The organism is Chitinibacter tainanensis DSM 15459, assembly GCF_000429785.1.
GTDB lineage: Bacteria > Pseudomonadota > Gammaproteobacteria > Burkholderiales > Chitinibacteraceae > Chitinibacter > Chitinibacter tainanensis.
Genome location: NZ_KE386951.1, coordinates 522,972 through 535,933 on the forward strand (window position 1 = coordinate 522,972; position 12,962 = coordinate 535,933).

The 12,962-nt window shown below is 54.3% G+C and carries 14 protein-coding genes; 4 read left to right on the forward strand and 10 right to left on the reverse strand.

The features are described from left to right. Complete coding sequence (locus G482_RS0111920) at positions 1-738, forward strand: dienelactone hydrolase family protein (protein ID WP_028450213.1); 738 nt, start codon at positions 1-3, stop codon at positions 736-738. Positions 739-952: 214 nt separating this feature from the next. After that, on the forward strand, positions 953-1,366 hold the full coding sequence (locus tag G482_RS18510) for a protease inhibitor I42 family protein (protein ID WP_051258973.1): 414 nt from the start codon (positions 953-955) through the stop codon (positions 1,364-1,366). On the opposite strand, the gene G482_RS0111930 is transcribed toward G482_RS18510, so the two are convergent. The 9 genes from G482_RS0111930 to G482_RS0111970 all read right to left on the reverse strand — a co-directional run bounded on the left by G482_RS0111930 (position 1,363) and on the right by G482_RS0111970 (position 9,506). Then, positions 1,363-1,884, reverse strand: coding sequence for a hemerythrin domain-containing protein (locus G482_RS0111930; RefSeq protein ID WP_034619683.1), 522 nt, complete (start codon positions 1,882-1,884; stop codon positions 1,363-1,365). The two genes, G482_RS18510 and G482_RS0111930, sit on opposite strands and share 4 nt — an antisense overlap. Before the next feature lie 150 nt (positions 1,885-2,034). Then, positions 2,035-3,177 carry a M14 family metallopeptidase gene (locus tag G482_RS0111935; protein WP_028450215.1) on the reverse strand — a complete coding sequence of 381 codons (1,143 nt, stop codon included), beginning with the start codon at positions 3,175-3,177 and terminating at the stop codon, positions 2,035-2,037. A gap of 44 nt (positions 3,178-3,221) precedes the next feature. Then, positions 3,222-3,575, reverse strand: a complete 354-nt coding sequence (locus tag G482_RS0111940; protein ID WP_034619539.1) for a DUF2185 domain-containing protein — start codon at positions 3,573-3,575, stop codon at positions 3,222-3,224. A 22-nt stretch (positions 3,576-3,597) separates the two neighbouring features. Beyond that, positions 3,598-4,587 carry a Gfo/Idh/MocA family protein gene (locus G482_RS0111945; protein WP_028450217.1) on the reverse strand — a complete coding sequence of 330 codons (990 nt, stop codon included), beginning with the start codon at positions 4,585-4,587 and terminating at the stop codon, positions 3,598-3,600. An 86-nt stretch (positions 4,588-4,673) separates the two neighbouring features. Then, positions 4,674-5,273, reverse strand: coding sequence for a methionine biosynthesis protein MetW (gene metW, locus G482_RS0111950; RefSeq protein WP_034619540.1), 600 nt, complete (start codon positions 5,271-5,273; stop codon positions 4,674-4,676). After that, positions 5,273-6,406 carry a homoserine O-succinyltransferase MetX gene (metX, locus tag G482_RS0111955; RefSeq protein WP_028450219.1) on the reverse strand — a complete coding sequence of 378 codons (1,134 nt, stop codon included), beginning with the start codon at positions 6,404-6,406 and terminating at the stop codon, positions 5,273-5,275. The genes metW and metX overlap by 1 nt, the downstream gene beginning before the upstream one ends. 32 nt (positions 6,407-6,438) lie before the next feature. Next, on the reverse strand, positions 6,439-7,389 hold the full coding sequence (locus G482_RS0111960; protein WP_051258974.1) for a glycosyltransferase: 951 nt from the start codon (positions 7,387-7,389) through the stop codon (positions 6,439-6,441). After that, complete coding sequence (locus G482_RS0111965; RefSeq protein ID WP_028450221.1) at positions 7,386-8,624, reverse strand: O-antigen ligase family protein; 1,239 nt, start codon at positions 8,622-8,624, stop codon at positions 7,386-7,388. Before G482_RS0111965 ends, G482_RS0111960 begins: the two co-directional genes overlap by 4 nt. A gap of 21 nt (positions 8,625-8,645) precedes the next feature. Beyond that, positions 8,646-9,506, reverse strand: coding sequence for a glycosyltransferase (locus G482_RS0111970; protein ID WP_028450222.1), 861 nt, complete (start codon positions 9,504-9,506; stop codon positions 8,646-8,648). A gap of 75 nt (positions 9,507-9,581) precedes the next feature. On the opposite strand from G482_RS0111970, the gene G482_RS0111975 reads away from it, so the two are divergent. Both G482_RS0111975 and G482_RS18515 read left to right on the forward strand, forming a co-directional pair. After that, positions 9,582-10,334 carry a glycosyltransferase family 2 protein gene (locus G482_RS0111975; RefSeq protein ID WP_028450223.1) on the forward strand — a complete coding sequence of 251 codons (753 nt, stop codon included), beginning with the start codon at positions 9,582-9,584 and terminating at the stop codon, positions 10,332-10,334. Further along, the gene (locus G482_RS18515; RefSeq protein WP_034619541.1) at positions 10,324-11,142 is read left to right on the forward strand and encodes a glycosyltransferase family 2 protein; all 819 of its coding nucleotides are present in this window, start codon (positions 10,324-10,326) and stop codon (positions 11,140-11,142) included. Before G482_RS0111975 ends, G482_RS18515 begins: the two co-directional genes overlap by 11 nt. A 19-nt stretch (positions 11,143-11,161) precedes the next feature. Here the strand turns inward: G482_RS18515 and msbA are convergent, their stop codons facing one another. Then, positions 11,162-12,901 (reverse strand): lipid A export permease/ATP-binding protein MsbA, encoded by a 1,740-nt coding sequence (gene msbA, locus G482_RS0111985; protein ID WP_028450224.1) that lies wholly within the window; start codon positions 12,899-12,901, stop codon positions 11,162-11,164. Positions 12,902-12,962: the final 61 nt, after the last annotated feature.

Sequence of the window (12,962 nt, forward strand, 5' to 3'; positions counted from 1 at the left end):
ATGATGATCAAAAGCGAAATCACCGATCTGGCCACCCCGACCGGCGTGATGCGAACTTATGTGCACCGCCCAGCCGAAGCGGGCCAATACCCAACGATTCTGTTTTATTCCGAGATTTTCCAGCAAACCGGCCCGATCGAGCGCGCAGCGAAAATCATCGCCGGCCACGGCTATAACGTGCTGGTGCCGGAAGTATTCCATGAGCTCAACCCCATCGGCACCGTATTGGCGTATGACGACGCCGGCCGCGATAAAGGCAATGCCGACAAAATGGCCAAATCGGTCGAAGGCTACGACACTGACAACGCGGCAATGATCGCCTGGGTGAAGCAACAGCCTTGGCACAGCGGCGATTTTGGCGCGATGGGTTTCTGCATTGGCGGTCATCTGGCTTTCCGCGCTGCACTGCAGCCGGAAATCAAAGCCACCGCGTGTTTTTACGCCACCGACCTGCACACCAATGTCATCCCCAATCAGCCCGGCCAGCACAGCATGGAACGGCTGGCGGAAATCAGCGGCGAGCTGCTGATGATCTGGGGCAAGCAAGACCCGCATATTCCGGCGGCTGGCCGCGCGCAGGTATATCAGGCTTTGGTAGCCGCCGACAAAACCTTCACCTGGCATGAATTCAATGGCCCGCACGCCTTTATGCGTGACGAAGGCGATCGTTATGACCCGCAATTGGCGCTGCTGGGCTATCAGCTGGCGTTCGATTTATTCCGCCGTCGTTTGGGCTAAACTCCGCCCTGCTGCGCGACAGACCGGCCGAGTGCCGGTCTTTTTTCATTCATACATGCCCTAGGTATAGCCACGCAAGTCATGATTAATAATGATTTCACAGACATACCCAAAGCCGTGTAATTTTTAACGCCCTGCGCGGGGATTTATTAACAGCGCCATCACCCGCCGCCCCCGTAGCATGAAAGCTCCTCGGTTTTAGCGGAGCATGGTGATGTTGGATTTACGACGCCCTCTTGGCAGCCTGCTGCTGGCCAGCCTGTGCGCCAGCCCAGTGGCCATGGCCGAGCAGCTGGTCACCCAGCTGGAACACCAGCAAGAGATCAAACTACAGCCGCGTGAAACCCTGACGGTGAAACTGCCGTCTAGCCCCAGCACTGGCTATCTGTGGTTTTACGAGCCGCCCGCCGCGGCGCCATTGACCATGACACAAGATTGGAAATTTATCCCGCGTGATCTACAGGCGCGGCCGGTGATCGGCGATACCATCTGGCGCTTTCAGGCCAAAGACAGCGGTGAAGCCACGCTGCGCTTTGTGTATCGCAAACCGTGGCAAGGCGGCGAGACCGAGCCGCTGGATGTGCGCGAATATCGGATTGTGGTGCAGGAGAAAAACGCTGGCAGTTAACGCTGCCCGCGCCGTGCCGCCATCCGCCGGCCTAATTCAGCCAGGGTGGCTTCATCCAGCAGCACTTTGGCGTAAGGGTAAATGTCTTCTTCCTCGCGCAGTGCATGGGCCGGATACAGCTGGGCAAAGCGCGCGGCCAGCGCATGGGTGAGCTGGCTATCATCGCCCGCGACCACGGCCAATAAGGCCTGCCGCACTTCTTGCCACAAGGCCCCCAGCGTGTCGTGCTCGGCCATAATGGCTTCGATATTTGCGCGCAGGGTGGGATCGGCCAGCGGTAGCATGGCAGCAAACAGATCTTCGTCTTCATCCTGATGATGCAGCGGCGCGGCCACATCAAAATAGCGCAGTATGGATTGCGCGCCGGCAATCGCGGCCGCATCGGCGCCGTGTTGCTCCAGATGAGTCACAAGGGTACGGGTCAGCGCCGCATAGTGGCGCACCCGATCATGGCAGGCCACCAGCATCGCCAGCGGGGTGGCAAAGGTAACGCTCGCAGTTTCAAACGGATTGAGCATGCCCGACTCCAGCCAAGAACAGAACTTCAACTTACGCCCAAAGCCGCTGCTTGCCAAGGCAAATTCTTGCCACGCCGGGCTTGGCGCAAGCTTGTGCCAGATCAATGCAAAACCGGCGCCGCAGCGCCGGTATCTCTGGCAGTGCCGCGCTTAGAGCTGCGGCAAGATGGCGTACAGCGCCGCCAGCAAACTGGCGCCCAATTGGGTTGAGCGCTCGCCATTCCAGCCCACCTCGGGCAGCGGCCGATTGGCGGTGTCTTTAAAGGGCATTTCCACCGTGTAGGCAAGGCAATCAAAATGATCCCCAACCCAGTTGGTGCCTAAAGTCAGCGTCTCGGGGCCAAATTTGCCGACTTCGTAGCCGTGCTCTACCTGAAAATCCGGGCTAGCAGCCAGCCATGCCTGTTTGAACGCTTCTTGCAGATCATGCTGCCGGCAGGAGAACGAGGGGTTGCTTTCACAGCCCGCCACAAAATTATGCGGAATACTCTCGTCGCCATGAATATCAAAAAAGGCATCCACGCCCACTTGCTGCATTTTCTCGCGCACCCAATACACTTCGGGACTGCGCTCCAGCGTTGGCGTTTGCCATTCGCGGTTCAGATTGGCGCCCAGCGCATTGGTGCGCAAATTGCCGCGCACGCTACCATCCGGATTCATATTCGGCACCACGTAAAACACGCACTTTTCCAGCAAGGCCCGCGCGATGGGGTTTTGCGGATCGAGCAGCGTTTCCAGCAGGCCTTCCACAAACCATTCGGCCATGCTCTCGCCCGGATGCTGGCGCGCTGTAATCCAGATTTTTTTCTTATTGATGCCGTAATAGCCTTTCTGAATGCCCACCCGCAGCAAATCAAAATCATGCCCATCCGGCGTCACGCCTAGCTGCTCCAGCTTCACCCATGGGGCCGCGGTCACGGCATTGCCCAGTAAGGTTTGATGGCGCTCCCAGCTGTAGGGCTCGAAATAGGCAAACCACATCACATCGGTGTGCGGCGTGTGTTTAATCGTCAGGGTTTGGCCATCGTATTCGGTTTCGACACGGAACCAGTGCTCGCGGTCATACGAGGCCACCGCCTGATAATCCACCCAGCCATCCGGATACGCACTCTGCCCCGCGTTTTCGATCTTTAAGGTGCAATCGACATCGCGCGCGCCGGAGAGGCGAAAGTGAAACCACTGCGCAAAATCGGCGGCATTATCCGGCCGCAAATTCAGGCGGATATTGGCGGCATCGGTGGCATCAATCACATCAATCGAACCGGAATCGAAATGGCTGGTGATCTGGAGCATAAGCTCTCCTGTATAAGACTGAAAAATAGCGCTCTAACCGTAGATTAATCTAAGGGCGACCAATCCGTCACCGGTTTGAATTCATCATCGTTTTCGCTTTTTACAAAGCGCTCGAACACACTACCGACCGGCGAAGCGAGCAGCGGGATAATGCTGGCATCGTAATTGGCGATGACATTCACATCGAATTCGCTGTGGTTTTTCGGATTGTTTAAGTATTTCTGATCTTCAGTGCCCGAGAAAAAGCGCCAGCCGCTATCGCCTTCTTTGGTCGGTTTTTCGCGGTACATCAGGCCAACGGGATAGCCCTCAACGGTAATTTCGTCGCTGGCCATGCAGCTGCCGTGGCCGGTGGCGATTTTTTTGATGATGCGCTCGTCGAGCAAATAGTCTTTCATGGGTATCCTGCGCTAATCTTGATTAAATATGGCTTTCTGGCGTATACCCCAGTACCGCCTCGCGCGCGGCTAGCACCATGGCAAGCGCGGCGCGAGTTTTGGCGTGCGGCAAGATCGGGCTTTCGCGCTCGCCGGCTTGCAGCAAGGCGCAAAAATGCGTGGTTTCGTAATTCAGGCCGCTGCCCTGCACCGGCAAGGTGAGGGTTTCGCGTTCGCCAAAGGCGTTGACCAGCGTGGCGCTGGTGGGATTCCACCATTTCTCGTGCAGCACGATATGCCCCGCCGTGCCGCCCAGTAGCGCTTCGCCACTGCCAGCGCAATCGAGCCCGCAGTAGAGCTGACTAATGCCCTGTGCGTGTTGCACTTGCAGACTGGCAAAGCCATCGACACCGCTGGCACCGATGCGACCTAAAGTTTGAATTTGCGCAGCTTCCCCCAGCCAGTCCACCGCCAGAAACGCGCTGTAGATGCCGATATCCAGCAGGCCACCGCCGGCTTGAGCCGGGTCGAGCACGGCGTGGCTGGCTGGCACATAGGCATTGGGTACCAGATTGGCAAAGCCGGCGCGCACAAAGCGCAGCTCGCCAATTGCGCCGGCGGCAATGCGCTCACGCAAGGTTTGGTAAAGCGGGAAAAACGGTGGCTTCATGGCTTCCATATACAGGCAAGCCGTGTCGCGGGCGACGGCCAAGACGGCATCGAGTTCCGCCAGCGTGACAGCCGCCGGCTTTTCACACAGCACCGCCTTGCCCGCCCGCAGCGCGGCGATACTCAGTGCCGCGTGGCTGGGGTGAGGGGTGGCGATGTAAACCGCATCGATGTCGCTGGCGAGGAGTTCTTCCGGGGTATCAAATACCTGGGCGATATGGTGCACGGCCGCAAATTGCCGGGCTTTGGCCGGGCTACGATTGCACACGGCGACCGCTTTGGCGGCCGGCACTTCGGCCAGCCCTGCGACAAAGCGGGCGGCGATCTGGCCCGCCCCGATGATGCCGAATCGAACTTGCTCCATCTTTACCCCTGGGTATACGACTGAAAAACAAGCAGCATATGCTCTCGCGAGCAATACACCAATCCGGTATTGTGCTTAACGCAAGGCTATTGGGCCGGGCTAAATTGCACCAGCGCCAAGCTACCGAGCAGATTCGGCCAGAATTCCACCCGCTCGCCCTGATGCAGCACGATTTGCTGTTCCACCTGCATGCCTAGCTTACCGAGCAGCCGGGCAAAATCGTGCACGGTGCAGAAATGGATATTCGGCGTGTTGTACCACTCGTAGGGAATGGTTTCCGATACCGGCATGCGCCCAAGCAGAATCTGCCAGCGGTTTTCCCAGAAACCGAAGTTCGGGAAGGTAACCAGCCCGACTTTGCCTACCCGCAGCATTTCTTGCAGGATCAGCTCAATATTGTGCATGGCCTGAATTGTGAGCGAGAGCACCACATAATCAAAGCTGCCATCTTCAAAGCTTTGCAGGCCAGTTTCGAGGTCGGCCTGAATGACATTCAGGCCTTTTTCCACGCAAGCGACGATGGAATTAACATCCACATCCACGCCAATGCCGCGCACGTTTTTGTGCGCTTGCAGCCAGGCCAGCAAATCGCCTTCGGCGCAGCCCAGATCCAGTACCCGCGTGCCAGCGGGGATTTGCGCGGCGATGTGTTGTAAGTCGGGGCGCAGTGTCAACGCGGTAGCCATTATACGATCTCCTTCGCCACGTTATTCAGATAGGCGCGCATTACGGCCATATACGGTGCGTCTTCCATCAGGAACGCATCGTGCCCGTGCTGCGATTCGATTTCGGCATACGACACACTGCGATCGGCATCGAGCAAGGCTTTCACAATTTCGCGCGAACGCGCCGGGGCAAAGCGCCAATCCGAGGTAAAGGACACCACCAGAAACTTGGCTTGCGCCTGCCGCATCGCCTGCGCCAGCGAGCCGCCGTAATGGCGTGCCGGATCGAAATAATCCAGCGCCTTGGTCATCAGCAAATAGGTGTTGGCATCAAAGCGGGTGGAGAATTTATCCCCCTGATAGCGCAGATACGATTCGATCTCGAATTCGACCTCAAAGCCGTATTTGTATTCGCCACTGCGCAGCATGCGGCCAAATTTCTCGCCCATGCCATCATCCGACAGATAAGTAATATGCCCCAGCATCCGCGCCAAGCGCAGGCCACGCCGCGGCACCACTTCATGCTGGTAGTAATCGCCGCCGTGAAACTCGGGGTCGGTAATAATCGCCTGCCGGGCGACATCGTTAAACGCGATATTTTGCGCGGTAAGCTTGGGCGCCGAAGCAATCACTAGGGCATGGCGCACGCGCTCAGGGTAAGTAATCGACCAGCGCAGCGCCTGCATGCCGCCCAAACTGCCGCCAATGACAGCAGCAAACTGCTGAATCCCCAAGCGATCAGCCAGACGCGCCTGCGTTTCAACCCAATCGCGCACCAGTACCACCGGAAAACTCGAGCCATACGGCGCGCCAGTTTCGGGATTGATGCTCGACGGCCCGGTCGAGCCGTGGCAACCACCGAGGTTATTGAGGCCAATCACAAAGAATTTATTGGTATCAATCGGCTTACCGGGGCCGACCATATTGTCCCACCAGCCCGCCGCCTTATCAGTCTCGGCATGCTTACCCGCCACGTGATGATGGCCAGACAGCGCATGGCAAATCAGAATGGCATTGGACTTATCGGCATTCAAGCTGCCGTAGGTTTCGACCATCAGCTCATAGCGCGGCAGCACCGCGCCAGAGGAGAGGGTGATGGGGTCTGTAAATTCAAACTTGTGCGGAGTAACGATCCCGACACTATTGGTAGACATACATGGCCTTTGGCAAAGCGGAGATAAGCGGATTAAGGTAGTACTTCACCTTGCAGCACACGCTGATACAGCGCAAGGTAACGCTCTACGCAACGCGCGATAGAGAAATGCTCGGCAGCATATTCGCGGCATTGCAAACGATCTATATTTTGAACCGATTCGGCAGCCAGCGCAAAATCCACATCGGACTGGCACAGCTGACCCGTAACGCTTGGCCGTACCAATTCGGGCATCGAGCCACGTGGGGTGGCCAGGACCGGGGTACCGCACAGCATGGATTCAACCACCGCCAACCCAAACGGCTCCTCCCACTCAATCGGAAACAGCATAAATTGGGCTTGCTGCAAGAGTGCCAGCTTTTGGAGCCCCCCCACCTCACCGTGAAAATGAATCTGGCGGGACAAGCTATCAAACAAGCCACCTGCTTTAATCAGATCAAAGCGAGATCCGCCTGCGACATCAAGCTGCCAGTTGTACTTTCGTGCTAATGCCAGGGCTCTTGCGGCACCTTTGCTTTTGCGCTTGACCTTGGAAAAGAACAAAGCCTGGCGAGAAGGTGCGCTCGCGAATGGATACTCATCAATCGGCAGGCCATTGTGCACATAAGTGGAACGGCCATGACGCTGCGCATGATCGGCACTGATGCACACCCAATTGGAGATCGGAAATGCCTCCCCTGCTTGCAGATTACCATGTAGCGTGGATAGCGCCGGCAAGCCCAGACCAGCAGCATGCCAGCCATGTAGATGCACGATATCGAATTCGCTCTGCCGCGCTTGCAGGACTTGCCGCGCCTCAGACTCGGTATTCGCCTGCCAATGCAGAGTGCCAGCGAGAGCAGAACCTTGCGGTGCCACGAGAATGAGTTGATGCCCGGCCACCAGCAGCTGTTGCGCAATCCAGGTGACCATCCGCTCAGTACCGCCATATTTAAACACGGGTACAGGCTGATCGATTACTAGCGCAACTCGCAAATGACTCATTCCATACCATCCTCAAGTCGAGGGGAAGGGACTGCATTTGCCGAAGAAAAGCCCCAGCACACACTCAAACAAATGAAATAGAAAATGACACTGATATTGTGCGCATACAGTGGCTGGGTGAGGCCTGCCACCATAGAAACTATAATCAAACCACAACCTTGCAAGGCAAACACGCGTTCTAAGCGCTGACTAGAGCGCAGCCGACCCCAGAATAAAACCAGAGGCGCCAGAAACGAAACAAGCAGCCCGGCCAAGCCGATAAAACCCGCATTGGCTAAGGTATCAAAGTATTGGCTATGCGCATGTGCATAATTGGCAAGGAAGGGTTTTTCGCCGATTTTGGGGGCTAACGCCTCTTTGAAATGGCCTGGTCCCGCCCCAAAGAGGGGGCTCTCTTTAGCTATCTCGGCACTTAAACGCCAGAGTTCTAGGCGAACGCCAGTGGATGTGTAGGCATCGCCATTCTGGTAAGACAGCATATCTGCTCGCACCGCATCCAGCCTACTCTGAACCAAGGAAGAATGCTGCAACGCAAGAATTCCGAGGGCAAACAGCACCATAGCCACCGCCACACGGGGGAATTTCCATTTAAAAATGGCTAAACCGCAAGAAAATAGGGCCAGAATGAACGCGACCCAAGCCCCCCTAGTTCCGGAAGAAATCAAAGCATATAAGCCACCACAACCGGCAAAGCAACACACTAGCCGCCATATACAGTGCCGGTATAACCCAATAAACAAAAAAGCACCTAAAGCAAGAATGGCTGCAATTTGACCATATGGAATTTCATTAGTAATATGAGATCCCACCCGCAACCAACCCCGCCAGTAGACAAGAAACAAGGCGACAACTCCTGAGAGTAGCGCTCCCATCAGCCATCCTTGTATCCAGCGCATAGTGCATGTAATTTGGACCGAAGGAGTCTTGAGCATTAGAGCAATAGGCAGTATAGCCAATGCTCGCCAAGGATAATCAAGCGCAGTCCACTTACCCCCCTGCAGCACCATAGCAATCAACAGTACAAATGGGTAGATAAGCAGGGAACCAAAAAACACAAAGTCCTCACGGCTAATCTCAATTAAATTTTTAGACCCCCAGCAAAAAATCAAACCCAGCATCAACAAAGCCGCAGCAAGAAAATTATAAGACCCCTTTATTGTGAGAATAAGCAAAGGGAATAGAAACAGAACAGCGCCAACGGCCAGACTAAATAATCTTGAATAAATTATTGACATTAAATATTGAACGCAACCAAGTTAAACAATGGTGAAATGTTTTTTCGTTAGATCTCTATTTAGCAGCTTTTCTAATTGGATCATCCAGCGATGGCGGCGCTCGCGCTTGGATAAGCGATAACTAGGATCGGGCGAGAAGGCAGTCTCAGCGTACTCGCGCAGCCATTGCTGCACAGATAGCGGATGAGTGCCGGCAAAGGGCTGCAGGATACTGGCATCAATTTGCGAGTAATCATGGGCTTTCGGCGCATGGCTCCAGTATTTGGCCACTTGGCGATTTTTTTCCTGCATTTTCTCGGCGGAGCGCACATGCCCGTAATGGTAAATCGGGCAGCCGGCCAAGGCCGCGCGTGGATAGCGGCCTTTTTTGTTTTTATCCATTACCACCCAGAATAAGCCATCGGGTGCCCAGCTACGAATCGTGTTGCGAATGATCCGTGGGGCTTGGCGGTACCAGGCCGGGCTTTTGGCCACGAGGTCTGGGGAACCATAAAAATGGTGGTAATCAAAGGCGATCGCTTCCACTTGCGGATTGTGCAGATGCTGCTCCAGCACAGCACGAATCTTGGGGGCATCCTCTTCATGAATGACTTCATCGCCTTCGAGATAAAAAGCCCAGTCGCCGGTGCAGTTAAACTGAGCGATCATTTTCTGCTGTGCATACACATAGCCCCGCTGAGCCATGCCTTCATTCCAGACCGTTTCGACAATCCGGATGCGAGGATCATTGATGGCGCGCACTTGTTCCAGCGTGTCATCTTCGCTCCGCCCTACGGCCACGACGATTTCGTCACACACCAACAGCAGGCTGCGCAGACTTTCGACATAGGGATAACCCAGCATTGAGCCATTACGCAGAAAGGTAAATCCACTCACTTTCATTCTCACACAGCCTCCCTTGCATGAATAGGTTTAAACACGGATTATATCAGCCTACCTAACCAAGAAGAGAGTTCAATGCCTACCCTAGGGATTGCAGTGATCACTAAAAATGCAGCCACTCATCTCAACGAGTGCTTAAACTCGGTATCCTGGGCAAACGAAATTGTAGTTGTAGACTCTGGAAGCACAGATTGCACGCTAGATATCGCCCGGAACTTCAACGCTCGCATTATTGAAACAATGGATTGGCCAGGGTTTGGTCCACAGAAGAACAAAGCGATTGAAGCCTTAAATACAGACTGGATTCTCGCACTTGATTCAGATGAGATTGTGAGCCCTCGACTAGCCGAGTCAATTCGGACAATTATCACATTAGGCGCACATGACGTTTATGAAATAAATCGCACATCTAACTATTGCGGACGGTGGATTCAGCATTCAGGTTGGTCTCCAGATTGGGTCGCGCGACTTTTCAAACGCGGCACAGCCGAATACTCCAACGACATCATTCACGAACGACTAATTCACGAGGCTAAACCCGGGAGGGTTGTTGGTGAGCTATATCACTATTCATTTGATGATCTAGAGTCAGTCCTAAGAAAAATCAACGACTACTCTACAGCGGGCGCCGAGCAAAAATACAAAAAAGGAGAGAAATCAAGCATTGCAAAGGCAATTTACAAAGGAATTTGGGCTTTTTTTAGAACTTACTTCTTGAAGCTGGGCTTTCTTGATGGTCAAGAAGGGTTAATGCTTGCAGTTTCAAATGCAGAAGGCACTTATTACCGCTATTTAAAACTCGCACTATTATACAAAAATGAAAATTAGTATTGTCGTCTCAACTTATAATCGCCCAGATGCACTCGAGGCAGTCTTAACGGGACTGTCAAACCAATCAAACAGCAAAGCAATTGCTTGGGAAGTGATTGTGGCAGATGATGGATCATCGAAAGAAACAAAAGAGGCAATCCAACGGATAGCTCAAAGCTTCCCAACAAAGCTGACGCACATCTGGCACGAAGATAAAGGATTCAGGCTTGCGGCAATTAGAAACCTCAGCGTGCAACATGCAGCAGGTGAGTATATTGTTTTTATTGATGGGGACTGCATTCCCATGCATGATTTCCTAGAGAAAAGCAAGAAAATAGCAGAAAGAAATTATGTCGTCGCGGGCAACCGTATTCTTCTAAATCAAGAACAAACAAGCAGAATTTTATCCAACCCAGCAAGCTACTTCAATCCATCACTCACCAAATGGTTCACTCTTTACCTTCAAAAGAAAAGCAACAAGCTTTTTCCTAAACTACGGATACCCCTAGGAGTCTTACGCAAGGCTCGATCTACAAAGTGGGAAATATTGAAGGGCTGCAATATCGGCGTTTGGAAAACTGATTTTATTCAGATTGGGGGTTTTGATGAATCTTTTTCAGGATGGGGACACGAAGACTCAGACTTCGCCATTCGGTTGTTGAATTACGGGATAAAAATAAAAGATGGTCGATTTGCAGTTCCAGTAATTCACCTCTGGCATCTTGAAAATGATCGGGGACATCAGCGTGAAAACTGGGAGAAACTACAACAGACACTAAAATCTGGCCGTATACATCCTATCCAAGGCCTACATAATCAACCTTGACGAGTGCTCGCGCTCAAATTCAGGCTGTAGAAAACTGCACCGCATGCATCTGCGCATACACACCACTCTGAGCGATCAACTCGGCGTGGCTACCGCGCTCGACGATGCGACCGTTTTGCATCACGACGATCAAATCAGCTTTTTCAATGGTGGAAAGGCGGTGGGCAATGACCAGCGTCGTACGGCCCTGCATCAGATTTTCGAGCGCGGCCTGCACTTTGCGCTCAGATTCAGTATCCAGCGCGCTGGTGGCTTCATCCAAAATCAGCAGGGGCGCATCTTTGTAGATCGCGCGGGCGATGGCCATGCGCTGGCGCTGGCCACCCGACAGGCGGCCGCCATTTTCACCCAGCATTTCATCAAAGCCATGTGGCATTTTTTCGATGAATTCCAGCGCGTGCGCGGCCTCAGCCGCTGCGCGCACCCGGGCCATATCCACGACACCGGCGCCATAAGTAATATTGGCGGTCACGGTGTCATTAAACAGCACCATATCCTGGCTCACCAAGGCGATCTGCTGGCGCAAATTGGCCAATTGATAATCCGCAAGCGGCACGCCATCCAGCCGGATTTCACCGCTGCTCGCCTCATAAAAGCGCGGCAATAAATTGGCCAGCGTGGTTTTGCCACTGCCCGATTGCCCCACTAAGGCCACGGTTTGACCGGGCTGCACCTGCAAATCGATGCCATCCAGCGCCGGTTTGTGCTCGGGCTGATACCAGAAGCGCAGCTGGCGTAATTCCAGCTCACCGCGCACGCGGGCCACTTGATGGCGGCCGTGGTCGGGTTCTTCAATTTCATCCAGCAGCGCAAAAATCGACTCCGCCGCGGCCAGACCGCGATGCAGACGCTCATTGATTTTGGTGAGATTGCGCACCGGCCCTTGGATCGCCACCATCGCCGCGATAAACGACATAAACGAACCGGCGCTGAGCTGCCCGGCTTGGGCCTGCAGGCTAGCAAAGTACAACACCACTGAAATCGTGAGGCCAATCAGCAGCACAATCACGCCCGAATTCACCGCCACCATCATGCCCTGCTTAATCCCCAGGCGCATTACACGGTTATTCACTTCGGCAAACCGGCGCACTTCAACGTCCTGCCCGCCAAACACTTTCACAATGCGCTGACCCGATAAGGATTCATCCAGCCGTGAATTCATTTCCCCCATTTTGTCTTGGGTTTCGCGCGCCAAACGCCGCTGCCGCTTCGCCACTAGGCGGATACTCAGCGCCACCAGTGGCAACAAAAACAGACAGAACAAGGTGAGCTGCCAGCTGGAATAAAACATCACGGCCAGAAACCCAATCACCGCGACCCCATCACGCACCAGCCCCGTCAAGGTGGAGGTACCGGCTTCCATCACTTGGGTGACATCGTAGGTCACGCGCGAGAGCAAAACGCCGGTCGATGTTTGATCGAAATAGCGCGTAGGCAGGCGCATCAGCTTGGCGTAAATCCGCTCGCGAAAATCGCGCATTACCCGCTGCGCCAGCCAGGCATTGCCATAATCATTCCCGAAATTACCCACAAACCGCATGATGGCCAGGCCGAATAATTGCGCAGGGACAATCCAAGCCGCGTGCTTGGCCAGCGCACTGGCGCCGCCCAGATTTTGATCGATCAAGGGTTTGAGCAGCAGCGTCAACAGCGCTTCCGAGGCAGAAGCCAGCGCCATGCAGATGATGGTGGCAATGATCACGCCCAGATACGGACGAAAATGTGTGAGTAAGCGGCGGTAGAGGGCGTTGGTGTTCATGGCGGCGCGCAAAATGATTTGCGGCAATTATACGCTGCAATCCATGACAAAGCGCCGTGCA

Bases quoted from the DNA above. Each gene is read 5' to 3' on its own strand.
- G482_RS0111920 (WP_028450213.1), top strand. From the start codon at position 1: ATGATGATCAAAAGCGAAATCACCGATCTGGCCACCCCGACCGGCGTG.
- G482_RS18510 (WP_051258973.1), top strand. From the start codon at position 953: ATGTTGGATTTACGACGCCCTCTTGGCAGCCTGCTGCTGGCCAGCCTG.
- G482_RS0111930 (WP_034619683.1), bottom strand. From the start codon at position 1,884: ATGCTCAATCCGTTTGAAACTGCGAGCGTTACCTTTGCCACCCCGCTG.
- G482_RS0111935 (WP_028450215.1), bottom strand. From the start codon at position 3,177: ATGCTCCAGATCACCAGCCATTTCGATTCCGGTTCGATTGATGTGATT.
- G482_RS0111940 (WP_034619539.1), bottom strand. From the start codon at position 3,575: ATGAAAGACTATTTGCTCGACGAGCGCATCATCAAAAAAATCGCCACC.
- G482_RS0111945 (WP_028450217.1), bottom strand. From the start codon at position 4,587: ATGGAGCAAGTTCGATTCGGCATCATCGGGGCGGGCCAGATCGCCGCC.
- metW (WP_034619540.1), bottom strand. From the start codon at position 5,273: ATGGCTACCGCGTTGACACTGCGCCCCGACTTACAACACATCGCCGCG.
- metX (WP_028450219.1), bottom strand. From the start codon at position 6,406: ATGTCTACCAATAGTGTCGGGATCGTTACTCCGCACAAGTTTGAATTT.
- G482_RS0111960 (WP_051258974.1), bottom strand. From the start codon at position 7,389: ATGAGTCATTTGCGAGTTGCGCTAGTAATCGATCAGCCTGTACCCGTG.
- G482_RS0111965 (WP_028450221.1), bottom strand. From the start codon at position 8,624: ATGTCAATAATTTATTCAAGATTATTTAGTCTGGCCGTTGGCGCTGTT.
- G482_RS0111970 (WP_028450222.1), bottom strand. From the start codon at position 9,506: ATGAAAGTGAGTGGATTTACCTTTCTGCGTAATGGCTCAATGCTGGGT.
- G482_RS0111975 (WP_028450223.1), top strand. From the start codon at position 9,582: ATGCCTACCCTAGGGATTGCAGTGATCACTAAAAATGCAGCCACTCAT.
- G482_RS18515 (WP_034619541.1), top strand. From the start codon at position 10,324: ATGAAAATTAGTATTGTCGTCTCAACTTATAATCGCCCAGATGCACTC.
- msbA (WP_028450224.1), bottom strand. From the start codon at position 12,901: ATGAACACCAACGCCCTCTACCGCCGCTTACTCACACATTTTCGTCCG.